Source organism: Pseudomaricurvus alcaniphilus, from assembly GCF_011440395.1.
GTDB classification, from domain to species: domain Bacteria; phylum Pseudomonadota; class Gammaproteobacteria; order Pseudomonadales; family Cellvibrionaceae; genus Pseudomaricurvus; species Pseudomaricurvus alcaniphilus.
Genome location: NZ_JAAOIX010000012.1, coordinates 90,178 through 116,661 on the forward strand (window position 1 = coordinate 90,178; position 26,484 = coordinate 116,661).

General features: G+C 56.9%; 23 protein-coding genes (1 of these 23 only partly in view). All 23 read left to right on the forward strand.

The features are described from left to right. Positions 1–10,957, forward strand: the 3' end of a protein-coding gene (locus tag G8764_RS19680; RefSeq protein WP_166167091.1) for a DUF4347 domain-containing protein. The gene continues 22,259 nt to the left of window position 1, outside the view; 10,957 of the gene's 33,216 nt are visible here — the last part of the coding sequence; its start codon lies beyond the left edge, outside the window; the stop codon is at positions 10,955–10,957. 45 nt (positions 10,958–11,002) lie between these two features. Further along, on the forward strand, positions 11,003–11,317 hold the full coding sequence (locus tag G8764_RS19685) for a DUF3467 domain-containing protein (protein ID WP_166167094.1): 315 nt from the start codon (positions 11,003–11,005) through the stop codon (positions 11,315–11,317). A 117-nt stretch (positions 11,318–11,434) separates the two neighbouring features. After that, positions 11,435–13,273 (forward strand): GAF domain-containing protein, encoded by a 1,839-nt coding sequence (locus G8764_RS19690; protein ID WP_166167097.1) that lies wholly within the window; start codon positions 11,435–11,437, stop codon positions 13,271–13,273. Between the two features lie 107 nt (positions 13,274–13,380). After that, positions 13,381–15,531, forward strand: a complete 2,151-nt coding sequence (locus tag G8764_RS19695; protein WP_166167100.1) for a hypothetical protein — start codon at positions 13,381–13,383, stop codon at positions 15,529–15,531. Beyond that, positions 15,532–17,514 carry a preprotein translocase subunit SecA gene (locus G8764_RS19700; RefSeq protein WP_166167103.1) on the forward strand — a complete coding sequence of 661 codons (1,983 nt, stop codon included), beginning with the start codon at positions 15,532–15,534 and terminating at the stop codon, positions 17,512–17,514. A gap of 44 nt (positions 17,515–17,558) precedes the next feature. Continuing rightward, positions 17,559–18,401, forward strand: a complete 843-nt coding sequence (locus G8764_RS19705) for an efflux RND transporter periplasmic adaptor subunit (protein ID WP_166167106.1) — start codon at positions 17,559–17,561, stop codon at positions 18,399–18,401. Between the two features lie 296 nt (positions 18,402–18,697). Beyond that, positions 18,698–19,009, forward strand: coding sequence for a 30S ribosomal protein S10 (gene rpsJ, locus G8764_RS19710; RefSeq protein ID WP_111643375.1), 312 nt, complete (start codon positions 18,698–18,700; stop codon positions 19,007–19,009). Positions 19,010–19,136: 127 nt separating this feature from the next. Next, a complete protein-coding gene (rplC, locus tag G8764_RS19715) occupies positions 19,137–19,778 on the forward strand; it encodes a 50S ribosomal protein L3 (RefSeq protein ID WP_166167109.1) in 642 nt (213 codons plus the stop codon). A gap of 19 nt (positions 19,779–19,797) precedes the next feature. After that, positions 19,798–20,412: a 50S ribosomal protein L4 gene (gene rplD, locus G8764_RS19720; RefSeq protein WP_166167112.1), complete on the forward strand. Its 615-nt coding sequence runs from the start codon at positions 19,798–19,800 to the stop codon at positions 20,410–20,412. Then, on the forward strand, positions 20,409–20,705 hold the full coding sequence (gene rplW, locus G8764_RS19725) for a 50S ribosomal protein L23 (protein WP_166167115.1): 297 nt from the start codon (positions 20,409–20,411) through the stop codon (positions 20,703–20,705). Before rplD ends, rplW begins: the two co-directional genes overlap by 4 nt. 13 nt (positions 20,706–20,718) lie before the next feature. Continuing rightward, positions 20,719–21,546 (forward strand): 50S ribosomal protein L2, encoded by an 828-nt coding sequence (rplB, locus tag G8764_RS19730; protein WP_166167118.1) that lies wholly within the window; start codon positions 20,719–20,721, stop codon positions 21,544–21,546. Positions 21,547–21,582: 36 nt separating this feature from the next. Beyond that, positions 21,583–21,858 (forward strand): 30S ribosomal protein S19, encoded by a 276-nt coding sequence (gene rpsS, locus G8764_RS19735; protein WP_166167121.1) that lies wholly within the window; start codon positions 21,583–21,585, stop codon positions 21,856–21,858. Between the two features lie 11 nt (positions 21,859–21,869). After that, positions 21,870–22,202, forward strand: coding sequence for a 50S ribosomal protein L22 (gene rplV, locus G8764_RS19740; protein ID WP_166167124.1), 333 nt, complete (start codon positions 21,870–21,872; stop codon positions 22,200–22,202). A gap of 12 nt (positions 22,203–22,214) precedes the next feature. Next, positions 22,215–22,892, forward strand: coding sequence for a 30S ribosomal protein S3 (gene rpsC / locus G8764_RS19745; RefSeq protein WP_166167127.1), 678 nt, complete (start codon positions 22,215–22,217; stop codon positions 22,890–22,892). A gap of 12 nt (positions 22,893–22,904) precedes the next feature. Next, the gene (gene rplP / locus G8764_RS19750) at positions 22,905–23,318 is read left to right on the forward strand and encodes a 50S ribosomal protein L16 (protein ID WP_166167130.1); all 414 of its coding nucleotides are present in this window, start codon (positions 22,905–22,907) and stop codon (positions 23,316–23,318) included. Beyond that, positions 23,318–23,509 (forward strand): 50S ribosomal protein L29, encoded by a 192-nt coding sequence (gene rpmC, locus G8764_RS19755; RefSeq protein WP_166167133.1) that lies wholly within the window; start codon positions 23,318–23,320, stop codon positions 23,507–23,509. The genes rplP and rpmC overlap by 1 nt, the downstream gene beginning before the upstream one ends. 2 nt (positions 23,510–23,511) lie before the next feature. Beyond that, on the forward strand, positions 23,512–23,772 hold the full coding sequence (gene rpsQ, locus G8764_RS19760; protein ID WP_166167136.1) for a 30S ribosomal protein S17: 261 nt from the start codon (positions 23,512–23,514) through the stop codon (positions 23,770–23,772). A 54-nt stretch (positions 23,773–23,826) separates the two neighbouring features. Then, positions 23,827–24,195 carry a 50S ribosomal protein L14 gene (gene rplN / locus G8764_RS19765; protein WP_166167139.1) on the forward strand — a complete coding sequence of 123 codons (369 nt, stop codon included), beginning with the start codon at positions 23,827–23,829 and terminating at the stop codon, positions 24,193–24,195. Between the two features lie 42 nt (positions 24,196–24,237). Beyond that, the gene (rplX, locus tag G8764_RS19770) at positions 24,238–24,555 is read left to right on the forward strand and encodes a 50S ribosomal protein L24 (protein ID WP_166167142.1); all 318 of its coding nucleotides are present in this window, start codon (positions 24,238–24,240) and stop codon (positions 24,553–24,555) included. Positions 24,556–24,608: 53 nt separating this feature from the next. After that, positions 24,609–25,148: a 50S ribosomal protein L5 gene (rplE, locus tag G8764_RS19775; protein WP_166167145.1), complete on the forward strand. Its 540-nt coding sequence runs from the start codon at positions 24,609–24,611 to the stop codon at positions 25,146–25,148. Positions 25,149–25,159: 11 nt separating this feature from the next. Further along, positions 25,160–25,465, forward strand: a complete 306-nt coding sequence (rpsN, locus tag G8764_RS19780; protein ID WP_166167148.1) for a 30S ribosomal protein S14 — start codon at positions 25,160–25,162, stop codon at positions 25,463–25,465. Positions 25,466–25,493: 28 nt separating this feature from the next. Then, positions 25,494–25,886: a 30S ribosomal protein S8 gene (gene rpsH, locus G8764_RS19785; RefSeq protein WP_166167151.1), complete on the forward strand. Its 393-nt coding sequence runs from the start codon at positions 25,494–25,496 to the stop codon at positions 25,884–25,886. Between the two features lie 56 nt (positions 25,887–25,942). Next, positions 25,943–26,476 carry a 50S ribosomal protein L6 gene (gene rplF / locus G8764_RS19790; protein ID WP_166167154.1) on the forward strand — a complete coding sequence of 178 codons (534 nt, stop codon included), beginning with the start codon at positions 25,943–25,945 and terminating at the stop codon, positions 26,474–26,476. Positions 26,477–26,484: the final 8 nt, after the last annotated feature.

The following is a 26,484-nucleotide window of genomic DNA, read 5'->3' on the forward strand; positions in this document are numbered from 1 at the left end:
TGGTTGGAATGCCCTCGACCAGATATTGCCGACGGCGACCACCTATATAATTCCGGTCAATAGTCATCTGGAAAACCAGCTGGCCACGATCAAGTCCCTGAAGGCCCAGTCCCTGGCAGCTAACAAAGAGCTAGAGGCGCTCAGGGCAGAGTTGAAAGGCGCCACAGCGCCGCTGAAGTCCTACTTTACCAATGCGGCGGGCACTACTTATGGTCTGTCCAATACGGTGCTGGATAATTTCTTCACCGATGCGAAGTTGCGCGGCAGTGCCACGGCAGCAGCTACTGCATTGATCGAGAATGTTGCGATTGGTGTGCCCGCGCGACTGGCGACCATAGCCAGTGAGATTGATAGCACCAGCGCTGCCACTTTGACGGCGCTGGACGATGCCATTGCCGATGCGCATGCACTGGCCACCGCAGTGGATAATGTGGCGACCAGGATTGATGCGCTCACCACAGAATTAAGTAACCTGCGTTCGGTGCTGGACGGTACCCCAGGCACCACCGATCCCTGGGATAAGTGGGTTTATCTGTTAAGGTCAGAGTTCCTGGCGGACGTTCAGTTCAACGCTGAAACCATCGAGCTTGGCAGCATCAAGACCCTCTGGAACGCCATACCTAACGCAGCTGGTTACAGTGCAGCAACGACATTCAATGGCTTGTCTGATCCCACCTGGCAACAGGCGCTGGATCTGTTTGACGATACCGACTTTAAAGGCGTCGTCAGTGCTTACAAATTGGCACAGGCTTTAGCCGGTGACTTTGATAATTATAATTCTGCACAATATGAGAATTACCGCGCGGCGCATCGCAATATCCTCAAGTTTGAAACGGCCAGGCTGTATCTTGAAAATGGGTTTAACTTCGAAACATTTAAAACAGATTACCAGGACAATATAACCCAGCTAAACACCGTGGTGGCGTTGCTGGATTCTATTAAACTGGAATCCCAATACAAGGCGCAGCTTGCCTCGCTCCAGGCTGACAAGCTGGAGCTGGATGCGATAGTAAATCACAATGCCGCGGTGGTCGCTTTCTTCCAGGACCGCCTGAATACAGCGATCGCAGCGAAAGATGCGTTGGTTGACCCAGACAGTCAAATGCGTCGTGATTACAAGGTCACCTTTAACTACTTCTTTGGCCTTTCCATTACTATCGACCTGGGTTTCAGTGCCTACAGTAAAGATGCCCGTTACATCGCGGCTCAAAAGGCAATCGATTCTGCGCAGGCGGATCTCAATGCTGCCACCAGCAAGAGTCTCAAGGCACAGGCGGATCAGGCTGCCCTGGGAGCGCTGGGCACAAACCCTGATCAGTCTGATGCAACAGGCATCATCGGCGACATTAGCCAAAAACTGGTTGCGGTGCAGGCAGAATTGAATGCCAGTAATGTCGATCTGGACGCGCTCAAGGAAACGCTGGATCAGCAGTACAAGTTCTTGCGCAACCTGAGTCGTGTCGCCATTGCGGTATTGAGCGAGACCCGGGCCAATGCTGCCCAGGATTTCGAAGATACCAGTAGTCTGGTGGCGGAAGTATTGAGCTATGCCAATAACTATATTGTGACCTCTGCACCTGGTATAGCCGCCGATCCTGACACTGGCCTTTATTCCAGCGCGGATTTCTCTGCGGGTCCGAGTGGCAATTCTGTGGTGGCTACCAGAACGGAATGGGACAGCTTTCAGGTGTTGTCGCTAACGGGCCTGAACAGCGGCGGTATTCACGCCGACTACGACAGTATTGAGAACTTTACCGTGCACTTGGGTGACTCTGAAGATACGGTGACCATTAAAGACAGCCTGGGGCAATCCAATAGCGAGGTAACCGTCAATACCGGTGATGGTAAAGACGATTTCACCGTGGCCAAAGCGCAGAATCTGGACGGTATTGTCGGTACGGTGGTCATCGACGCTGGAACCGATGGGGAAGAGAACACCCTCTCGATCGATGATGGCAATGATAGCTCGAATAACGACTTCACTATGACCAACGCCCTGCGCACCGGTTATACCTCGCTGGCGGAAAGCTCCCAGGGAACAATCCACTACAAGGGTAGCTTCGAGCAAATTGATGGCAGTGCTGGTGTGCAGTTGCAAACCGGTAGTGGCAACGATGATATTTCCATTGACGGGGTAATTGCCGATGCCTTTACCCTGGTTCAGAGTGGAGCAGGTGACGACAATATTACTGTCACCAGCAACACGGTGCGCAGTGACAGTAAGACGTCGCTCACCATCAGGGGCGAACTGGGCGCGGATATCATCGATGCCTCCAAAGCCGGCTTCCAGCTCACTATCGAAGGCAACGAGGGTGACGACATTATCTTCGGTTCGGCCCATGACGACACCCTGTCCGGCAATGAAGACAATGACTTGATCTTCGGCGGTTTGGGTATTGATATCATCTTCGGTCATGCCGGCAATGACCTGCTGCTGGGGGATGTCGGCGGCGTGACCCTGGAGGTGGCGAATATTGGCCCGGTCACAGTGGATTACGCCACTGTGGATGCCGAGGATAGCTCCGGCCTGAAATTCAATTATCAATACTTGCGCGAGGGTACCATCCTCGAATTAATGTCGGGCCTGACTGGCGATACCACCAGCAACGCCGACACCATCGACGGTGGTGATGGTGATGACACCCTGATTGGCGGCGCCGACAAAGACATCATTACCGATGACAGCGGCAGTTCACTGGTGCTCGGTGACCACGGTCTGGTGACTTACCTGGCGGGTATGACCGCAGCGGTGGCCAGTCGCCACAGTGATGAGGGGGATGACGACGATATCACCCTGACGGATGGCAATAACACGGTCATCGGAGGCAGCGGCAAAGACTGGATCAAATCCGCCGATGGCACGGATTTGGTGCTGGGGGATAACGGTGATGTGAGCTGGACAGACGGCCTGCTGGTTTCCATTCTCAGCACCGCTCCGGCCGCTGGCGATAACGATGATATCGACCTGGGTAATGGCGATAAAACCGTCATCGCCGGTGTCGGCAACGACACCGTGGATACTGGCACCAGTGGTATTCACCGGGTGATTGGTGACAACGGTGAGATAACCTATGACGCCGGCGCGCTGCGCACAATGAGCAGCAGCTCGGATACCAATGGCGGCCAGGACACCATCACCCTCTCCGGTGACACCAACCAGGTCATCGGCGGCAGCGATAACGACATCATTACCGTCAGTACCGCCAGCAGCACCGATCATGTGCTGGGGGATAACGGCAGCATGACCTACGTCGGCAGCCCGAGTGACGAGCAACTGCGCAATATGAAGAGTTTGCTCAATGAAACCGGCGGCGACGACACCATCACCCTGGGCAGTGGCGACAAGGTGGTGATCGCCGGCAAGGGCAAGGACGGAGTATTAACCACCGTCGCCAGCACCGGTACCCGCTACGTCATCGGTGACGAGGGCGAATTCGACTACGACACCAACAACATCCTGCAAACCGCGAAGAGCACCAGCACTGAGGGTGACGACGACACCATCACCCTGGGCGGGGTCAGCGGCAGCGACGTCAACGTGGTGATCGGCGGCGTCGGTGGCGATGATATCGATACCGACAACAGCACCGACTACATCCTCGGTGACAACGGCGAATTGCAGTGGACTGGTGGACTGCTCGACAGTATCACCAGCAGCAACGAATCTTTCGGCGGCGCCGACGATATCGATTTGGGTAATGGTTTCAAAACCGTTATCGCCGGTGTCGGTAACGACACCGTGGATACTGGCACCAGCGGCATTCACCGGGTCATTGGCGACAACGGTGAGATAACCTATGACGCCGGTGCGCTGCGCACAATGAGCAGCAGCTCGGATACCAATGGCGGCCAGGACACCATTATCCTATCCGGTGACACCAACCAGGTCATTGGCGGTAGCGACAACGATATCATCACCGTCAGTAGCGCCAGCAGCACCGATCATGTGCTGGGCGATAACGGCAGCATGACCTACACCGGCGCGATTGGGGATGAGCAGCTGGGCAATATGCACAGCCTGTTGCTACAGACCGGCGGCGGTGACGACACCATCACCCTGGGCAGTGGTAACAAAGTCGTGATCGCCGGCATCGGCGCCGATACCGTGCAGACCGCTCCCGACAGTATCGGTACCCGCTACGTGATTGGTGACGAGGGCGAGTTCGACTACGACACCAGCGGCACCACCAATATCCTGCAAACCGCGAAGAGCACCAGTACCGTCGGTGATGGCGATACCCTGACCCTGGGCGGAGCCAGCAGCACTGATGTCAACGTGGTGATCGGCGGCGTGAATGGAGTTGCTGGTACGGACGTCATCGACACCGGTGACAGCACCGACTTTATCCTCGGCGATAACGGCATCATCCAGTGGACCGCCGGCATTATTGACAGCATGGCGAGCGACGACGAAGGGGCTGGTGGCAGTGATGATATCGACCTGGGCGATGGCTCTAAAACAGTCATCGCCGGCGTCGGTAACGACACAGTCGACACTGGCACCAGCGGCATCCACCGGGTCATCGGTGACAACGGCGCTATCGATTACGATGCCACAGCGGCCGGCGCGCTGCGCAGTATACAGAGCACATCGGATACCAACGGCGGCCAGGATGAAATTACCCTCTCCGGTGACACCAACCAGGTGATCGGCGGCAGCGACAATGACATTATCACTGTCAGTACCGCCAGCAGCACCGACCATGTGCTTGGCGACAACGGCAGCATGACCTACACCGGCGCGGCCGGTGTTGAGCAGCTGAGCAATATGAAGAGTTTGCTCAATGAAAGCGGTGGTGACGACACAATTACCCTGGGCAGCGGCGATAAGGTGGTGATTGCCGGCAAGGGCGAGGACGAGGTGTTAACGACCACCGCCAGCACCGGCACCCGCTACGTCATCGGCGATGAAGGCGAATTCGATTACGACACCAGCGGCCTCACCAACATCCTGCAAACCGCGAAGAGCACCAGCACCGACGGTGGTGACGACACCCTGACCCTCGGTGGTGTCGATGGCAACGACATTAATGTGGTGATCGGCGGCGTCGGTAACGACGATATCGACACCGACAACAGCACCGACTATATCCTCGGCGATAATGGCGAGATAACCTGGGCAGACGGTTTGCTGGTCAGTATCGTCAGTCAGGACGAAGCGGCCGGTGGCACTGATGATATCGATTTGGGCAACGGCTTTAAAACCGTGATTGCCGGTGTCGGCAACGACACAGTGGATACTGGCACCAGCGGAATCCACCGGGTCATTGGTGACAACGGTGAGATTAGCTACACGGCCGGCGCCCTGCGCAGTATGAAGAGTACTTCAGATGGAAACGGCGGGGAGGATGAAATCACCCTCTCCGGCGATACCAACCAGGTCATTGGCGGCAGCGATAACGACATCATCACTGTCGAGACAGGCAGTAGCACCGACCATGTGCTGGGCGATAACGGCAGCATGACCTACACCGGTGATGCAGGCGAAGAGCAGTTAAGTAATATGCAAAGCCTGTTGCTGCAGACCGGCGGCGGTGACGACACCATCACCCTGGGCAGTGGCGACAAGGTGGTGATTGCCGGCATCGGCGCCGATACCGTGCAGACCACTCTAGACAGTATCGGTACCCGCTACGTGATCGGTGACGAGGGCGAGTTCGATTACGACACCAGCGGCACCACCAACATCCTGCAAACTGCGAAGAGCACCAGCACCGTCGGTGATGGCGATACTTTAAGTCTTGGCGGCGCCAGCAGCACTGACGTCAACGTGGTAATCGGCGGCGTGAATGGTGTTAATGGTCTGGCGATAGATGACATCGACACCGGCGACAGCACCGACTTTATCCTCGGCGATAACGGCGAGATGACCTGGTCAGACGGCTTGCTGGTAAGCATCGTCAGCCAGAATACAGCGGCCGGGGGCACCGACGATATCGATCTGGGCGATGGTGATAAAACTGTGATTGCCGGAATGGGCAGTGATTTTGTTGATGCGGCTGATGGCCTCCACCGGGTAATCGGTGATAACGGTCGCCTCGATTACTCCGCCGGCGTCCTCGATGTTATGCAAAGCACGGCTCATGGCGACGGTGGGAACGACGCTATTACCCTGGCGGGCACCAATGCGGTTATTGGCGGCTTTGGCACCGACACCATCACCACTCTGGGTGGTGATGACATTATTATCGGTGACAATGGCAGCATTGATTACACAGCCAGCATACTGATCAAGTCCACGGATATTGACGAGACTACCGGCGCCAAGGACATTATCGACGCCGGTGCGGGTTTTAATGTCGTTCTCGGTGGTGCCGGTGGCGATGAGATTGATAGCGCGGGTGACGACGATATCATCATCGGTGACCACGGCGAGGTGTACTTTAATGACGCTGGCGCGCTCAAGCACGTAATCAACACGCTGCCCAGCATCGGCGGTGCTGACATTATCAACGCGGGCGCCGGCGATAACATTGTCTTTGGCGGTTATGCCGATGACCAGATCAGCGTTGGTATGGGCAACAACATCGTTATCGGCGACAACGGTGCCTGGGTGTGTAACCCCGTTGATGGCTCGGTGCAAATTACCAGTACCGATGGCGGTAATGACCAGGGCGGTAACGACATTATTGAAGGTGGTGGCGGCGACGATATCTTCTTCGGCGGTATCGGCGATGACGTGATCGATGGTAAAGCCGGTAACGACCTGATATTTGGCGACCAGGCGGTATTGACCAGTCGCGCAGGCGCGGCCAACACCAATCCCCGCTATCGCGCCCTGCAGGGCGGGCTCCTGTACGACAACCAGGGTGAAGAACTGGTGGATATGAGTCAGCAGTTCAGCGGCCCGAGCGCAGATATTCCCACCTGGAGCAACTGGACCATCACTGTCGGTGACGGTCTCGACGATCTCTTCGGTAACGATTACCTCGCCGGTGGCGCCGACAACGACACCATCTTCGGCCAGCGCGGCAACGATACGATCCAGGGCGACGGTTCCATTGCCAGTTGGCTGGACGAGACCAACAGCGTCAGTGTGGGCGCCAGCCGCGACGCCAATGGCCTGCTGCAAATTCAGGCATCCTTTGAAAGTAGCACTGACGGCGATGACTATATCGAGGGCGGCGGTGAAAACGACGTGATCTTCGGTAACCTCGGCCAGGACGATATTATCGGCGGCAACTCTGAACTGTTTGGCCTCACTGATGCCAGCCAGCGCGGCGATGGCGCCGACCTGCTCTTTGGCGGTGCCGGTACAGCTACTGACCGCAATCACAGTGGTGATGCCAGTGCCAGCGGCCATGCCCGCGATGCCGATATGATTATTGGTGACAATGGCAATATCTTCCGCATAGTCGGTATCAATGGCAGCGCCAACGCCGACCAGTACCTCAACTTCAACTACGACAACTACAATTCCGACACGGGCTCGCTGCACAAGATTACCGTGCGCGCGGCGCAGTTGCTGGATTACACCCCGGGGGGACATGACTTTGATGCGGTCGCGGCAGCGACAGACCTGGGGGCCGCCGACGAAGTGCACGGTGAGTCCGGTGATGACTTTATCTACGGTATGGTCGGCAACGACCTGCTCTTCGGCGACGGCCAGGATGACGACATTATTGGCGGCCAGGGCCACGACTGGGTTTCCGGTGGCAGCGGCGACGATGGCGTGCTGGGCGACGACGGCCGCATCTACACCAGCCGCAACAGCAGCAGCTACGGCGAGTCCCTCAACGGCATCGATCCGTTACTGGCGAGTGACCCCAACACCCGAGCCAGCAATGGCAATGTGCTGAACGAACTGATCACTACCCCGGGTAAAGTGCAATCCGCGGTCATTAATGTGGCTGGCCAACTGAAGAAGACCGTCGACCTCACCCCCTTCAGTGTCGGTCCCAATGGCGATCCGCTGTTCGATGCCGCCCATGCCGATGACATTATCTACGGCGGTTGGGGCAACGACTTCCTCCACGGCGGCTCCGGTGACGACGCCATGTCCGGGGCCGAGGCCCTGCAGGAATTTTACGATAACCCCGGCAATCTCGGTGATGTGCTGGCCTACAGCGCCACCACGGGGGAATTTGCAGCTTATGACGAGTATGAGCCGCGCACCCGCATTGCCAACTTCCTGCTCAACTTTAGTGCTGGCGAAGGTACGCTGGTGGAAGGCAGCATCTACAGCGACGGCAATGACATCCTGTTCGGTGACCTCGGCAACGACTGGCTGGTGGGCGGAACCGGTAATGACAATATGTACGGCGGCTGGGGCGATGACTTGCTCAACGCCGACGATGACCAGGGCGCCGACGGTGACTTGAACGACACGCCCGACACCCACGCCAGCTATGAAGATCGCGCCTTCGGCGGTGCCGGACGCGACCGCCTGATCGGCAACACCGGCGGTGATCGCCTGATCGACTGGGCCGGGGAGTTCAACAGTTATATCGTGCCTTTCGCGCCGTTTGGTAACTTCACCATCAGCCGCACCTTGCAGCCGCAGCTACAGGAGTTCCTCTACGCCCTGTCGGCCGGCGATGGCGCTGACGCCACCCGGGCGGCGGATACCGGCAGTGACCCGGATCGCAATGGTGAGCCCGAGGGCGAGTTGGGACTGGTCAGGCAGCAAGACTTCGCCTGGCGCGACCAGACCGGCGCCCCGGATGACCCGCAGCCTGGCAATATTCCCGGTGGTCCCCGCGACGTCCTGCGTTCGGCCAACTTTAACACCGGCAATATGGACAGCTTCGCTGTGGACAGCGGCAGCTGGGCGGTCAGTGGTGGTGCGTTGCAGGTGGCGGCGGAATCCCTCGGCGCCGATGCGGCGGCGGTCTACCACATCGAAGACGCGGTACCCAATTACTTCGAGGTGCAAGCATCTGTCAGCGTGGTCAAGCCCACTTCGGGCTGGAAAGCCAATAGCTACATTATTTTTGACTACCAGGCAGAAGAAGACTTCAAATTCGCCGGTCTCAATGTGTCCACCAACAAACTGGAAATCGGCCACCGCGATGCCAGCGGTTGGCACGTCGACAAACAGTCTTCGTTCCAGGGTGGTATTAAGGCAGACAGAACCTATAACTTGCTGCTCTCTGTCAACGGCCTGAATGTGACCCTGCTGGTGGATAACAAAACCACTTTCAGTCATACCTTTACCCCGAGGGTGATCGACGGCTGGAGTGTGGGCTTGAATTATGGCCTGGTGGGTATGGGGTCCGACAATTCACGCGGCGTGTTCGACAATATTGCGGTGCAGATATTACCGCCGCAAATTACCTTCCAGGCACTGGAAGAATTTGACTCTGGTACCGACCCCTACTTTGATGCCGCTGCGCCGGGGTGGGAGGTTATTGACGAGTCCTATCGCGCCACACCGGCAGGGGATAAAGCCATCAGCCTGCTGGATCTCGGCGTCGACAGCCTCAACGTGTCGTCGATACTGGAGCTGGCGGCAACGCTGAATACCGAGGGTAGGGCCGGCCTGGTGTTCGACTACTACGACAGCGACCACTTCAAGTTCGTTGCGATTGATGCCGCCACCGACCAGGTGATCATTGGCCACCACACCGCCAAGAGCGGTTGGGTCACCGATGCCACCTACGCCAAAGAGATAGATGTCGGTACCGATTACCGTCTCAGCCTGTCACTGAAAGGCACTTCGGTGAGCGTCGAAATCGATGGCAACGTGGTCTTGGGCTACGTGTTTAATGCGGCCACCGTGGATGGGCGTTTTGGTCTGCTGGCCACTGATGGCGTTGCTAACTTTGATGATGTCGAGGTAAAAACCAACGACCTCGCTTTCGAAGAGAGCCCGGAGACCTTGTTGGCGGCAGCCGCCCCCACACAACAGCTGGCGAGCGCCCCGTTGCCAGCGTTGACGGCCGAGCAGCTGGGTGCCACCGTCCAGGCCGCGATAGCGCGCCTGGCCTCAACACTGGACGCTGCACAGTTGGAGGCTCTGCATAACACTGCAGTGCGCATTGCCGACTTGCCCGGCCTGCAACTGGGCACCTACGACAAGGGCGTAATCTGGATTGATCGCGAGGCGGCCGGTTGGGGCTGGTTTGTCGATGCCACCGCAGCGAGTGACAGTGAATTCCGGCTGTTGGCTGATGGCAGCCTGCAGGCTGGCGATGAAGCCGCCGGGCGCATGGATTTGGTAAGCGTATTGTTCCATGAAATGGGGCATGTACTGGGCCACGGCCACGGGGCAACCGATCATGACGCGGAGCAAGGCGACTGGATGGATGCCACCCTCGCCGCAGGCACCCGTGAACTGCCCGCATGGATAGACGCGAAACTGCTGGCGACTTATGCCGGCGCGTTTAGCCGGCCAGATGCCACAGTGTCACGCCCGGTTAGCCCCGGTGCCAAGATCAAAGCAGCGGCTCGCCAGGCAGATACCATGGCTGCGGATACCCCGGCACCGGATACGATCTTGCAGGCCAGGCTCAAGCAGTTGCGGGCTAGCCATGAGCATCTGCTGGTGCCACTGCCCGAGCAGCCCCTCACAGCCGCGGAGTTGGTCACTACCAGCGTGGATGCTGCAGGGCAGAGCGTGGATGCTGCAGGGCAGAGCGAGCCTGCTGCAGCCGTTACAGAGGTCACAGCGAGCCCCAATCAGGCGCCGATGACACAGTCACGACAGGCTGAGGTAAGCGCCACCGAAACAGACACGGATGAGCTGACTATAAGCGCGGTTTTGCCTGGCAGTGACGGGGATAACAAACTGGCGGCCGTCACCGCAGTGGCCGGTCTGGCGGGTTGGAAACTGGCTTCTGGCGAGAGTTCCAATTCAGTGAAGATTGTGCAGCGGGGATTTGATAAGCTGCGTCACAAGCAGCGTCACGTTAAACGCTGGGATGAGCGCAAACAGTGTTTTGTTGGCGCTGGCGAAACAAAGCCTGTCGCCTGCAGCGCGTGGGAGCAAGCTTTCAGGAACACCAAGTTGCACTGAAGTTAGATAATTATAACTTTTCACTAACAGACAGCGGGAATAAAAATGGATAAGCCAAAAGAAGCGCCAGCAGCACCGAAGATCAAATGGGATGATACCCGCATGAAGAGCACCTACGCCAACGTGTGTAATGTGTCCAGCACCCGGGAGGAGGTGACACTGTTATTCGGCTTGAACCAGGCCTGGAATGCACAGCAGAGAGAGCTGGTGATTGAGTTGTCTGACCGTATGATTCTCAACCCCTATGCCGCCAAGCGCCTCAACACTCTGCTAACCAGTGTGTTGAGCAAGTACGAAGAGCGCTTCGGTGAGATTGGCGAAGGCAGTGTCGAGGCAACGGCTGCCCAGGGCAGTCACTAGCATTGTTTGTATCCAGCTATCTGCGCAGCCGTAAGTAGTGGGTAAAACCAAACCCTGCCCGGATAGCTTTCGGGTGGGGTTTTTCTGTCGCGTGAAGTTGGTTAATGCAGTAGCAGTATGCAAATAGAATCGGATACAACCCAGGCTGGGTTGCACGATGGATTGCGCCAGGCCTGGGCCCAGTTCAGCGCCGCAACCAGTTATGAAGAGTACTGCCAGTATTGGCTGCAGTTGATGTGCGTTCGTGTTGGCGGCGTCACAATGGCTGCCCTGGTGCTGGACAGCGGCGACGCCGGCTTCTTGCCCACGGCGGTCTGGCCGGAAAAATCCCAACCTGACGAAGAGTTTACGGCCCTTATCGAAGAGGGCCTGGCCGAAGCGGCGGGGCTGGTGCATTCGCTCGCCTCTGGCGGCTATGGGCTGGCTTTCCCCATTCGTGTCGATGATGAGCTGGCCGGGGTGGTGGCACTGTCGCTGCGGGCCTCCAGTGAGGTGCTGCCGGCGATTATGGAGCAGGTGCAGTGGGGCAGTGCCTGGATTGAACTGTTGCTGCGCCGCCATCGCGGGCGGGAAAAGAATTTGCAGTTTGAGCGCCTGTCAGGGGCGGTAGACCTGTTGGGTGCGGTGCTGGTGGAGGCGGACTTTAACAGCGCCGCCATGACCTTCGTCAACGAGTTGGCGGCGGCCTGGACTTGCGACCGGGTCAGCTTCGGGCTGGTCAAAGGCACGCTGGTGAATGTCACCGCGCTGTCCCACAGTGCCCAGTTCGGTAAAAAAATGAACCTGATTCGGCGCCTGTCCGGGGTGATGGATGAGGCGGTGCAGCAGCGCGGGGTGATCAATTACCCGTTGCCCGCCGATGCCGGTGGGCTGCTGGTGGCGCGGGAGCACGCCCAGTTTTCGTCGTCCTACGGCAATGCCAGTTTACTGACCGTACCGCTGTATTCGGATAGTCACTACTTTGGCGCGGTGACCCTGGAGCGACCGGCGGACACCCCCTTCAATGAACACGAGGTGGACCAGATTCGCAGCATTGTGGCGCTGTCCGGCGAGGCGCTGCGCAACAAGCGCGAGCAGGATAAAAACTGGTACCAGCACCTGTTTTCCGCCTGTGCCAGGCAACTGGGTAGGCTACTGGGTAGCGGTTACCTGGGGCGCAAGCTGGCCCTGATCGCTGTATTGCTGGTGGTGGTATTTTTCAGTGTCGCCGAAGGCACTTACCGGGTCTCGGCCGACAGCGTGCTGGAGGGCTCGGTGCGCCGGGCCATCGTCGCACCGTTCGAGGGTTACCTCGAGGCGGCGGATGTGAAAGCCGGTGAGCGGGTGGTGGCCGGACAGGAGATGAGTCGCCTGGACGACCGCGACTTGACCCTGGAAAAACTTAGCTATTTGAGTGAACAGGCCAAATTACAGCGCCAGTACGAAGAGGCCGTGGCCACTCGCGACCGGGCCGAGGCGGCAGTGCTGCAAGCACAGCTGGAGCAAAATCGGGCCCAGTTGAACCTGCTCGACAGCCAGTTGGCCCGCACCCGCCTGCGGGCGCCCTTTGACGGCATAGTCACCAGTGGTGACCTGAGCCAGCGGCTGGGCAGTGCGGTGGAGCAGGGCGAAGTCCTGTTTGAAGTGGCGCCGCTGCACAGTTACCGGGTGATATTGTGGGTCGATGAGCATCGCATGGCGTCTATCAAAGAACAGCTGCGCGGTCGCCTGGTGCTCAATGCCATGCCCGAACATGTGGCGGAATTTGAGGTCTCGCAGGTGACGCCGGTGACCGAGGCCCGGGACGGCGGTAATTACTTTCGGGTGGAGGCCGTGCTCAACGACCCGATCGACGGTATGCGCCCGGGCATGGAAGGCGTCGGCAAAATAGAAGTGGGTGAGCGCAAACTGATCTGGATCTGGACCTACCCGCTGCTGCAGTGGCTCAAGTTGAAGGCCTGGTCCTGGTGGCCCTGATGTACATTGAAAAGCAGAAGTACTTTGTCGTGCTGAAGTACTTTGATGGCATAAAGTGCCGCGCTGCACAGATGTTCTGTAAATTGCTGCAGCGCACTGAGGTGTAGATGTCAGCCTCGCTGTTCAGTCCCTCCTGGCACCGGGTCGCGGACTTAAAACCGCGTTTGCGCTCCCATGTAATTATCAATCGCCACGTGTTTCGCGGCGCCGTCTGGTACGTGATCCAGGATGACGCCACCGGTCGCTACCACCGCTTTACCCCGCAGGCCTACAGTCTTATCGGCTTGATGGATGGCCGCCGCAGCCTGGATGACCTGTGGCACAGTGCCGGCGAGCAACTGGGCGACGAAATGCCGTCCCAGGATGAAGTGATCCAGCTGCTGTCGCAACTGTATCGGGTCGATGCCATCCAGACCGATATCATCCCGGATATCGCCGAACTCAATAAACGCCAGCGCAAGGAAAAACAGAACCGCCTGCTGGCCGCAGTCAAATCGCCGCTGGCGGTAAAGATTCCGCTGCTGGACCCGGAGCCGTTCCTGGCCCGCACCGCCGGCCTCAGTCGCTGGCTCTACAACCCCCTCAGCGGCCTGATCTGGTTGTTGTGTGTGGGCTGGGCGCTGGGGCAGGCGGCGTATCACTGGCCACAGCTGACCGAAAACCTGGCCGACCGGGTGCTGGCGGTCGAGAACCTGTTTTTGATCTGGCTGGTGTACCCGCTGGTGAAACTGGTGCACGAGTTTGGCCATGCCTATGCGGTCAAGCGCTGGGGCGGGGAGGTGCACGAGATGGGCATCATGTTCCTGATCTTTATGCCCATTCCCTATGTGGATGCCTCGGCGTCGGCGGCGTTCCACAGTAAATACCAGCGCATGCTGGTGTCGGCCGCGGGTATTTTAATCGAGGCGTTTATCGCCGCGGTGGCGATGTGGGTGTGGGTCAGTGTCGAGCCGGGGGTTGTTCGCAGCGTGGCTTTCAACACCCTGCTGATCTCCGGTGTCTCGACCCTGCTTTTCAACGGCAACCCTCTATTGCGCTTTGATGCCTATTACACCCTGGCGGACTTTCTCGAAATTCCCAACCTGGCCTCCAGGGGCACGCGCCAGGTGGCCTGGCTGTGCAAGCGCTATATGCTCGGGTTTGGCGATGAAGCGACCAGCCCGGCCTATGGCAAAGGCGAGGGCCGTTGGCTGCTGATCTACGCGCTGGCCAGCTTCGTCTACCGGGTTTTCATTACCTTTACGATTGTCCTTTTTGTCGCCAGCGAGCTGTTTTTTGTTGGTATTCTGCTGGCGCTGTTGGCACTCTATAACATGTTTGGTAAACCGCTGGTGGCTATGCTCAAGTTTTTGATGACGGATAAAACGGTGCGCAGGCAACGGGCCCGGGTAGCGGCGGGGGTCGCTGCACTGCTGGTGGCAGTGTGGGTGCTGCTGTTTATCATTCCCCTGCCGAAGATGACGGTGACTCACGGCGTGGTCTGGGCGCCGGATGAGGCGCGCATTATCACCGCCAGTAACGGTTTTCTGCAGCAGCTGGTGGTGGCTCCCGGCTCCATGGTGAGTGCCGGTGAGACCCTGCTGGTGAGCCAGAACGAAACCCTCGACACCCAGGTAGCGAAATTCAGCGGTCGCCTGAAGGAGTTGCTGGTGCTGTACCAGCGGGCGGTGGCCGACGAGCGCCAGAACGAAGCCGGTATCCTCGCAGAAGAGATTGCCCAGGCCCGGGCGGAGCTGGCTCGCAGCCTGGAAGAGCAGCGCGAGTTGGTGGTCAGGAGCCCGGCCGCGGGGCGCTACCAGTTGACCCTGCCGGTAGACCCCGAGGCCCGCTATATCCCCCGGGGCACACTGCTGGGCTACGTCCTGCAACCGGGGGAGTACCAGGTGCGTGCGGCGCTGGGGCAAAACGACATCGAGGCGGTGCGCAGTGACGTGCGCGCCGTCACCGTCAGGGTGGCGGAAGATTTCGACCGGGTGGTGCCAGCCAGGCTGATTCGGGAAGTACCGAGTGCGCAGCGGGAATTACCCAGTGCGGCGCTGGCGGTGGAGGGGGGTGGCCTGTTTGCCCTGGATCCGGCCAACCAGCAAGCGGCGACGGCGTTTGAGCCGGTCTTCCTGGTGGATCTGCAGCTCACGGGCTCCGCCGCCTACCGGGTCGGGGAGCGCGCCTATGTGCGCTTTGAACACTCCCCGGAGCCGGTGGGCTATCGCATCTATCGCAGCTTGCGCCGGATCTTGCTGCGCGAACTGGAGTTCTAATTGATCACCTCGGCATGCCACGCACCGGCTGATTATCGCCACCGCCCCGAGCGGCCGCCGCCGGAGTCTGGCTGGCTGCAGCGCTTGTCGACCCAGGCCAAAGGCAAGCTGGAGCTGAACCGCTGGCGCTTGCGGAGGCGCCAGCGCCGTTTTTTGCGCCTGGTGACCGAGCACAGCCGGGGCTGTGAGGCCGAGACCGAGCAACAGCTGCTGCAGCGGGTGCGAGAGCTGGCCGCTGCCCTGCGCCAGCAAGGCCTGCAGGACCCGCTGGTGGCGGAGGTGTTCGCCATCATTCGCGAGTTGTCCGGGCGCACGCTGGGCATGCGTCACTTTGACAGCCAGTTGCTCGGCGGCTGGGTGATGTTGCAGGGGCGGGTGGCGGAGATGAAAACCGGCGAGGGCAAAACCCTGACCGCGGCGCTGCCGGTGATTACCGCGGCCCTGGCCGGCATGCCGGTGCATGTGGTCACGGTCAATGATTACCTGACCCAGCGCGACGCCGAGGAGATGGCGCCCCTGTACCAGTGCTTCGGCTTCTGTGCCGGCCTTATTATCCACGCCACCACGCCGGCGCAGCGACGCCAGGCCTACCAGGCCGATATTGTTTACGTGACCGGCAAGGAGCTGGTGTTTGATTACCTGCGCGACCAGATGAAACTGCCACAAGTGCAGCCGCTGCGCCTGCATGTTGAAGCCCTGAAAAGCCCCCGCTTCGAGTCCGCCTTGCAACTGCGCGGCCTGCACTTCGCCCTGGTGGACGAAGCCGACAGTGTCCTGATCGACGAATCGCGCACGCCGCTGATCATATCCGCCAATCGCGGCAACGAAGACCAGCAGCAATTTATCGAAGAGGCCTTCGAGCTGTCGCTGGAGTTGCAGGAGGGGCTGGACTTCAGCCACGATGTCCAGCGCCGTGAGATCGAGCTGACCGAGCAGGGTACCCGCACTATTCGCGAACTCAGCGAGGGCCTGGGGCCGCTGTGGCGAGGCGCCATCCGGCGCGAGGAAATCGTCCACAAGGCGCTGCTGGGGCGTTATATCTACCAGCGTGACAAGGATTACCTGGTGCGCGACGGCAAGGTGGAGCTGATTGACCCGCTGACCGGTCGGGTGATGGAAGGCCGCTCCTGGGAGAAGGGGCTGCACCAGATGGTCGAATTGAAGGAGGGCTGTGAGCTGACCCGGCAGCGGGTCACCGAGGCCAGGATCAGCTACCAGAACTTCTTTCGTCGCTACCTCTGCCTCTGTGGCATGACAGGTACCGCCTGGGAGGTGCGGCAGGAGTTCTGGGATACCTATGGCCTGGCCGTTACCCGGGTCCCGACCCACAAGCCGGAGCGGCGCCGTATCGACCCGCCGCGGGTGTTCCTCACCGATGCCGAGCGCTGGCAGGCACTGGTGCGTCGCTGTCAGGAATTGCTGGTACAAAACCGGGCGGTGCTGATTGGCACCGGTTCGGTGGCCAGTTCGGAAGAGGCCAGCGACTATTTGCGCCGGGCCGGCATCGAGCACCAGGTGCTCAACGCCAAGCAGGACCAGGCCGAGGCCGAACTGGTGGCCCAGGCGGGACAGCCGGGGCGGGTGATGGTGGCGACCAATATGGCCGGCCGCGGCACCGATATCAAACTGGCACCGCTGGTGCGGGAGGCCGGTGGCCTGCACGTCATACTCACCGATCGCTATGAGTCGGGCCGTGTTGATCGCCAGTTGGCCGGCCGCTGCGCCCGCCAGGGGGATCCGGGCAGCTTCGAAATGCTGTTGTCGCTGGAGAATGCGCCGGCCCGGACGCTGCGCGGTAAAAGCCTGCTGGCCAGCAGTCGCTCGCTGGGACTCAATAATGCCGCCGGTCAAAAAATGGCCCTGCAGGCATTACAGGTGGAACAACAATTTGTGGAGCGGCAGAACTATCTGGCGCGTCAGTCGACACTTGAATATGATCTAAAGCAGGGCGATTTGCTGGCTTTCTCTGGACGCGGTAACTGATGTTTATACGACCCCGATTATTACAACTTCTATATATACGGCCAATGCTTGTACCGTGTGCCTTGTTGTGGGCCCTGCTGCCGTTGCCGTTGGCTGCCGCCCCGCAGACGGAAGCAGAAAAACTGCTGGCCGTGCCCCTGGGCCAGACCCTGGAGTCAGACTCGGGCGGGAGCGCAAGCGCGGCGGGATCAGACCTCGATGACAGCGGCCTGCCAAGGCTGGGCTGCCTGTTGACGCCCAGTCTCGACGTCATGATTGCCAGCCCGGTAGTGGGGGTGATCGAAGAGGTGGCGGTGAAAAAAGGCAGCCTGGTAAAAAAGGGGGATGTGCTGATCCAGCTGCGCTCCGAGGTGGAGCAGGCGACCCTGCGCCTGAACCAGGCCCAGGCGGACTACGGCCGGCGCACCATTGAGCGCAATGAAGAGCTGTACCGCAAGAGCCTGATTTCGGAGCAGGAGCGGGACGAGATAATTATCACCAACCGCATCTACGGCTATGAGCTGGAGCAGACCCGCGCCATGTTGCAGCAAAAAACCATCCGCAGCCCCCTCGATGGCGTGGTGGTGGACACGTTCCTGGAGTTGGGCGAATACGTGGGTGAAGAGCCGGTGCTGAATATCGTGCAGCTCGACCCGCTGCATGTGGAAGTGGTGGTGCCGGCCAGGTACTACGGCGCCATCGCCAGTGGCGGCAGTGCCAGCGTCAGCCTGGACAAGCCCTGGAACGGCAGCTACCAGGCGACCGTCGATATAGTGGACCAGGTGCTGGATGCCGCCAGTGGCACCTTCGGTGTACGCCTGCTGCTGCCCAACCCGGATTATCGCCTGCCGGCCGGCCTGAAGTGCGAAATCCGCTTTTCTCCCGCCGCGGCCCAGGTCGCCCGCTAGGCTGGCGCGCCAGCCTCAACACCAGCCTCAACACCAGCCGCCACATCCGAATTGCGCGCCTGGCTCTTGTAATCGCAGGCTTTATTGATTACAGTCGCCGCCCTCGGCAAACCATTTGGGTTTTACTCGGTATTTGCAGCTCGGTGCTTGCAAATAGGGACGCAAATAGGTGTTGACTCTCCCTGCCAAGCTCTATAGAATTCCGCTTCTTTTTTGGGTCTACCCAAATAAGAAAGTGTGTAGGGTCGCTGTAACCGCGGCCCTGGTTCTTTGAAGATTACTGGAGTTTGGTTCACATGCAGAATCAACGCATTCGGATTCGCCTTAAGGCTTTCGATCACAAATTAATCGATACTTCTACCCAGGAGATCGTTGAGACCGCTAAGCGTACAGGCGCCCAGGTGCGCGGCCCGATACCGCTGCCGACTCGCAAAGAGCGTTTCACCGTATTGATCTCTCCGCACGTCAACAAAGACGCGCGCGACCAGTACGAAATCCGCACACATAAGCGTTTGCTTGATATTGTGGAGCCCACCGAAAAGACTGTAGATGCATTGATGAAGCTGGACCTAGCGGCCGGCGTCGAAGTGCAAATCAGTCTTGGCTGATAAAGCGGTTTATATAGTTCAAGTTTAAATACAATTTGTGCCGATACCCAACTAGTTTGGGTTGTGTAACGCTCTGAAATGGGCGGCCATAGCGGGTAAAAGCCCCGTACACTGAGAGGTTATTGAAATGACGATTGGTATAGTCGGTCGGAAGAGCGGTATGACCCGCGTTTTCACCGCAGAAGGTGTTTCCCTTCCTGTATCTGTGATTGAGGTTAGCCCCAATCGCATCACCCAGGTTAAGAGCGAAGAAACCGACGGTTACAATGCTGTACAGGTAACCGCAGGGTCTCGTCGAGCCTCCCGTGTGACCAAGTCTCAGGCTGGTCATTTTGCCAAAGCATCTACCGAAGCCGGTCACGGCGTTTGGGAACTGCGCAACGACGAAGGCGAAGCTTTCGAAGTTGGCGGCGAGATCACTGTTGCTGCTTTCGAAGCAGGTCAGTATGTCGACGTAACTGGTACATCCAAAGGTAAAGGCTTTGCCGGTACCGTCAAGCGCTGGAACTTCTCCATGCAAGACGCTACTCACGGTAACTCCTTGTCTCACCGTGCGCCTGGCTCTATTGGCCAGTGTCAAACTCCGGGCCGTGTAATGAAGGGCAAAAAAATGTCCGGACACATGGGCGCTGAGCGAGTAACTGTTCAGAACCTGGAAATTGTTCGGGTCGACGCCGAGCGCAATCTGCTGCTGGTTAAAGGTGCTATCCCCGGTGCTCCCGGTGGAGATGTATTCGTGCGCCCTGCAACCAAGCGCCGTGACGGTTAAGATTCCGAGGGTATCGACGATGGATTTGAATATTGCAACTCCCGAAGGCGCCAAAGGTACAGTTTCTGTATCGGAAGTCACCTTCGGAAAAGAGTTTAATCAAGACCTGGTTCACCAGGCGGTCACTGCCTATATGGCGGGTGCACGTCAGGGAACCAAGGCACAGAAAAACCGCGCAGCGGTTTCTGGTGGCGGTAAGAAGCCTTGGCGTCAGAAGGGCACTGGTCGTGCTCGTGCTGGTACTATTCGCAGCCCGATTTGGCGCTCTGGTGGCGTTACTTTTGCTGCCCAGCCTCGCGACCACGCTCAAAAGCTGAACAAGAAAATGTATCGCGCAGCACTGCGTTGCATCTTGTCAGAGCTGAATCGTCAGGATCGCCTGGTTGTGGTTGAGTCTTTTGATATTGACGCTCCCAAGACCAAGTCACTGGTTCAGCAGTTGGCTCAGTACGACCTGAAAGATGCGTTGATCGTTTCTCACGACATTAGTGAGAATCTGTATCTGGCTTCGCGCAACCTGCACAAGGTTGACGTACGCGATGTGCAGGGTGTTGACCCTGTCAGCCTGATTCGTTTCGACAAGGTAGTAATGACCGTACCTGCTCTGAAAAAGTTTGAGGAGATGCTGGGATGAGTCAAGAGCGCCTGTTTAAAGTCCTGCTGGGGCCTGTAATTTCCGAGAAAGCTTCACTGGCTGGTGATACCAGCAACCAGGTGGTTTTCAAGGTATTGCGCGACGCCGCCAAGCCGGAAATAAAAGCTGCAGTTGAAAAGCTGTTCAAGGTTAATGTCGAAGAAGTACGTACGCTGCTGGTCAAGGGTAAAACCAAGCGCACCCGTCATGGTATGGGCAAGCGCAGCGACTGGAAAAAAGCCTATGTACGTCTGGCCGAAGGTCAAGAAATTGACTTTTCGGTAGCGGAATAAGGGGATAGTTGCGATGCCTATTGTAAAACGTAAACCAACATCTCCCGGTCGTCGATTTGTTGTCAGTGTTGTTAACCCGGATCTGCACAAGGGTGCGCCTTACGCGCCTCTGCTGGAAAAGCAAAGCAAGTCTGGTGGTCGTAACAACAACGGTCGTATCACTACCCGTCATGTGGGTGGTGGTCACAAGCAGCACTACCGCGTTATCGACTTCAAGCGTAATAAAGATGGTATTCCGGCTACTGTAGAGCGCCTGGAATACGATCCGAACCGCACTGCCAATATCGCACTGGTGTGTTATGCCGACGGTGAGCGACGCTACGTTATCGCCCCCAAAGGTGTGAAAGCCGGTGATGTGATCGAGTCTGGTGAGGCTGCCGCTATCAAAGCTGGCAACACCCTGCCGATTCGCAACATCCCTGTGGGTAGTGTTATCCACTGTGTTGAATTGAAGCCAGGTAAAGGTGCCCAGGTGGCCCGCTCTGCCGGTACTTCAGTCCAGCTGGTGGCGCGCGATGGCCAGTACGCGACCTTGCGGTTGCGCAGTGGTGAAATGCGCAAGGTTCTCAGTGAGTGCCGTGCAACGTTGGGTGAAGTATCCAACAGTGAGCATAATCTGCGTTCTCTGGGCAAGGCTGGTGCTACTCGTTGGCGCGGTGTGCGTCCAACTGTTCGTGGTGTTGCTATGAACCCGGTAGACCACCCGCACGGTGGTGGTGAAGGTCGTACTTCTGGTGGCCGTCACCCGGTATCCCCGTGGGGTACACCTACCAAGGGTGCGAAGACACGCAAGAACAAGCGCACCGATAAGATGATTGTACGCCGTCGCGGTAAGAAATAAGCGACAGGTTAAACACTAGCTGAAGAGGAAAGTGCAGTGCCACGTTCACTGAAAAAAGGTCCTTTCATCGATCTTCATTTAATTAAGAAGGTTGAAACAGCGATCGAAAAAAATGACCGTCGTCCGATTAAGACCTGGTCTCGCCGTTCCATGATTATGCCGGAAATGGTGGGCCTGACTATCGCTGTGCACAACGGTCGTCAACATGTCCCCGTTCTCGTTAACGAAGAAATGGTTGGACATAAACTGGGCGAATTTGCTGCAACACGTACCTATCGTGGTCACGTTGCAGACAAGAAAGCCAAGCGCTAAGAGGTCTAACAATGGAAGTATCAGCAAAATTACGCGGTGCTCAGTTGTCGGCACAGAAAGCGCGTCTGGTAGCCGATCAGATACGGGGCAAACACGTGGAAGAGGCACTGGACATTCTGGCTTTCAGTCCGAAAAAGGGCGCAGCGATTGTTAAGAAAGTGCTGGAGTCTGCGATAGCAAACGCCGAGCACAACGAAGGTGCTGATGTGGATGAGTTGACTGTGTCAACTATATTCGTCGATGAGGGTCTGACCATGAAAAGAATCAGGCCGCGTGCTAAAGGACGTGCAGATCGCATCCTTAAGCGCACTTGTCACATCACCGTTAAAGTAGCCGATCAGTAAGAGACGGACGTTATGGGTCAGAAAGTACATCCGACAGGTATTCGTCTGGGCATCGTCAAAAAGCATACCTCTACCTGGTATGCCGGTGGCGATGAATACGCAGACAAGCTCAACACCGATTTGAAAGTACGTAAGTACATAGAGAAGCAACTGGCAAGCGCCTCCGTCAGTCGTGTGGAAATTGAGCGTCCGGCTAACACCGCTCGCATCACTATCCACACTGCCCGTCCAGGTATTGTGATAGGCAAGAAGGGCGAAGACGTTGAAAAGCTGCGGCTTGAAGTTGGTAAGCAAATGGGTTGCCCAGTGCATATCAACATCGAGGAAATCCGCAAGCCGGATCTGGATGCAACTCTGGTTGCACAAAGTGTAGCTCAGCAGCTTGAGCGTCGTGTTATGTTCCGTCGTGCTATGAAGCGCGCGGTACAGAACGCTATGCGTCAGGGCGCTGAAGGTATCAAGATCCAGGTTAGCGGTCGTCTGGGTGGCGCAGAAATCGCGCGCACCGAGTGGTACCGTGAAGGTCGTGTACCTCTGCACACTTTACGTGCTGACATCGATTACGCCCACGCCGAAGGTCTAACCACCTACGGTATCATTGGCGTAAAAGTTTGGATCTTCAAAGGCGAAGTCATTGGCGGCATTGATGCTGTTGAAGACAAGTCGAAGAAGAAAAAAGGCTCAAGGTAAGGGGTACGCAACATGCTGCAACCGAAGCGTACAAAGTTTCGCAAGCAAATGAAGGGCCGCAACCGCGGTCTGGCCCAACGTGGCTCCAAGGTTAGCTTTGGCGAATATGGTTTGAAGGCAAATGCACGTGGTCGTCTCACAGCGCGTCAGATTGAAGCTGCGCGTCGTGCTATGACTCGTCACATCAAGCGTGGCGGAAAAATCTGGATTCGTGTGTTTCCTGACAAGCCAATTACCAGCAAACCCCTGGAAGTACGTCAGGGTAAAGGTAAGGGTAACGTTGAATACTGGGTCGCCCAGATTCAGCCAGGCAAGGTTCTTTATGAAATGGAAGGTGTTTCTGAAGAATTGGCTCGCGAGGCATTCGCACTGGCCGCTGCCAAGTTGCCACTCAATACAACTTTCGTGAAACGTTCGGTGATGTGATGAAAGCTCAAGAACTCCGCGAAAAATCTGTTGAAGAGCTGAATGCTGAATTACTGAAGCAGCTTGAAGAGCAGTTTAAGCTGCGTATGCAAGCTTCTACTGGTCAGCTGAATCAGACACACCTGCTCAAGCAGACACGTCGCGATATTGCTCGTATTAAAACAGTGCTGAATCAAAAGGCAGGTGACTAACAATGACAGACAAGCTAGTACGTCAGTTAAGCGGTAAGGTCGTAAGCGACAAGATGAATAAAACCATCACTGTCCTGATCGAACGCCGTGTTAAGCACCCGATTTATGGTAAGTACGTTAGTAAATCAACCAGGTTGAAAGCTCATGATGAAAAGAATGAGTGCAAGACAGGTGATGTGGTAGTGATTGAAGAATCCCGCCCGCTGTCTAAAACCAAGACCTGGTCGTTGGTGAAAATAGAAGAACGCGCCACAGAGGTTTAATCTCTCACCCCGCGTTGTAAAGACTTAGAAAGTTTAGAGTTTCGGAGACGGACGATGATTCAAACGCAAACATACCTGGATGTGGCAGACAACAGTGGTGCCCGCCGCGTTATGTGCATTAAGGTACTCGGCGGGTCGCATCGTCGTTACGCCGCAGTGGGTGACATTATTAAGGTTACCGTAAAGGAAGCAATTCCACGTGGTAAAGTGAAAAAGGGTCAGGTAATGAAGGCCGTGGTTGTACGTACCAAAAAAGGTGTGCGTCGCCAGGACGGGTCTCTGATCAAGTTTGACGATAACGCCGCCGTGCTGCTGAACACACAGGATGCTCCTGTGGGTACACGTATCTTCGGCCCTGTTACTCGTGAACTGCGTGGCGAGAAATTTATGAAGATCATCTCTCTGGCGCCAGAAGTTCTGTAAGCCAGGGCTTTTGAAATCAGTAGAGAGTTGAGGAACAGGGTTATGCGTAAGATCAAACGTGATGACGAAGTGATTGTGATCGCTGGTCGCGACAAAGGTAAGCGCGGTAAGGTAGTTAACGTACTTGCTGACGATCGCTTGCTCGTGTCTGGTGTGCACATGATCAAAAAACACCAAAAACCAAACCCGCAGTTGGGTGTGGCCGGCGGAATTGTGGAGAAAGAATCTCCGATCCAGGTATCCAATGTTGCTATTTTCAATAGCGCCACTGGCAAAGCGGATCGCGTGGGTTTCAAAGTCCAGGAAGACGGCACCAAAGTGCGAGTTTTCAAATCCAACGGCGAAGTCGTGGACGCCTAGTAGCTCTCCAGCAACTACGCACAGACAGCGACAAAAGCAGACGGTAATTGAACATGGCTAAGTTTAAAGAGCTTTACCAAAACGAAATCGCAGCACAGCTGAAAGAAGAGCTGAAGCTGGATAACGTGATGGAAGTGCCTCGCATAACAAAGATCACCTTGAACATGGGTGTGGGTGAGGCTATCGGGGACAAAAAAGTCCTCGAGAATGCGGTTAGTGATCTGGAAAAGATCTCTGGCCAAAAACCTGTAGTGACCAAGGCGCGCAAGTCAATTGCTGCGTTCAAGGTCCGCGAGGAATGGCCGATTGGCTGTAAGGTTACTCTGCGCTCTGAGCGTATGTACGAGTTCCTTGAGCGTTTGGTCGGCATTGCGATCCCTCGTATTCGCGACTTCCGCGGTATCAGCCCGAAGCAGTTCGACGGGCGCGGAAACTTCTCAATGGGTGTCTCTGAGCAGATCATCTTCCCTGAGATTGAATACGACAAGGTCGACAAGTTGCGCGGTCTGGATATTTGTATCACGACTACCGCTCGCACTAACGAAGAAGGTCTGGCGCTGTTAAAAGCGTTTAACTTCCCGTTTAAAGGCTAAGGAATCGGATAATGGCAAAGAAATCTATGATCGCGCGCGAAGTAAAGCGTGCTAAAGCTGTCGCCAAGTACGCTGCCAAGCGCGCCGAGTTGAAAGCGATTATTGCGAATCCGGAAACTCCGGAAGAACAACTGTGGGAAGCCCAGGTTAAGCTGCAGAAATTGCCGCGTGACGCCAGTCCTGCTCGCCAGCGCAATCGCTGTCGTGTAACTGGTCGCCCGCACGGTGTCTACAGCAAATTTGGCCTGTGCCGCAACAAGCTGCGTGAAGCAGCGATGCGCGGTGATGTCCCTGGCCTGGTTAAAGCCAGCTGGTAAGCTACGGCAGAATTTAGGAGCATAAATTATGAGTATGCAAGATCCGTTGGCAGATATGCTGACCCGTATCCGCAACGCTCAGCTGGTAGGCAAGGTCGATGTTTCCATGCCTGCTTCAAAACTGAAGACCAATGTCGCTCGTGTATTGCAAGAAGAAGGATACATCGGTGGCTTTGCAGTCAGTGAAGACGCTCAGCCAGTGCTGACCATCGAGCTGAAATATTTTGAGAACAAGCCGGTTATTGCCGAACTTGATCGAGTAAGCCGTCCCGGCTTGCGTAATTACTCTGGTAAAGATGGCTTGCCATCGGTTCGTGGTGGTCTTGGTATCGCCATCGTATCCACCAGCAAAGGTGTTATGACTGATCGTGCTGCTCGCGCCGCTGGCGTTGGTGGTGAGGTTCTCTGCACCGTATTCTAACACTGGTTTAACGTTTGTAAGTTAACAGTAACAAGTAGTTTAAACGGGAATTCGTTATGTCACGAGTTGCAAATAGTCCGGTTGAAGTGCCCGCTGGTGTAACTGTTACCCTGGATGGTCAGGAGATTTCAGTTAAAGGCAGCAATGGTACATTGGCCCATACCATACATAGCAGTGTTGCAGTATCTCAGGAAGAAGGTGTCCTGAAATTCGCTGCTAAAGATGGCGCCAAGCAGTCTCGCGCATTGGCGGGCACCACACGTGCCCTGGTAAACAACATGGTTCAGGGTACAGGTCAAGGCTTCGAAAAGAAGCTGGTACTCCAGGGTGTTGGTTATCGTGCCAAAGCTGCGGGCAAAACTGTAGACCTGACTTTGGGTTTCTCCCATCCTGTCGTTTATACCCTTCCTGAAGGTGTAAAAGCAGAGAGCCCAAGTCAGACTGAGATCGTACTCAAGAGCGCTGATAAGCAGTTGCTCGGTCAGGTAGCCGCGGAAATCCGCGCATTCCGGCCACCAGAGCCTTATAAAGGCAAAGGTGTTCGCTACGCTGACGAGTTCGTCCATCGTAAAGAAGCTAAGAAGAAGTAGGGCCCAGG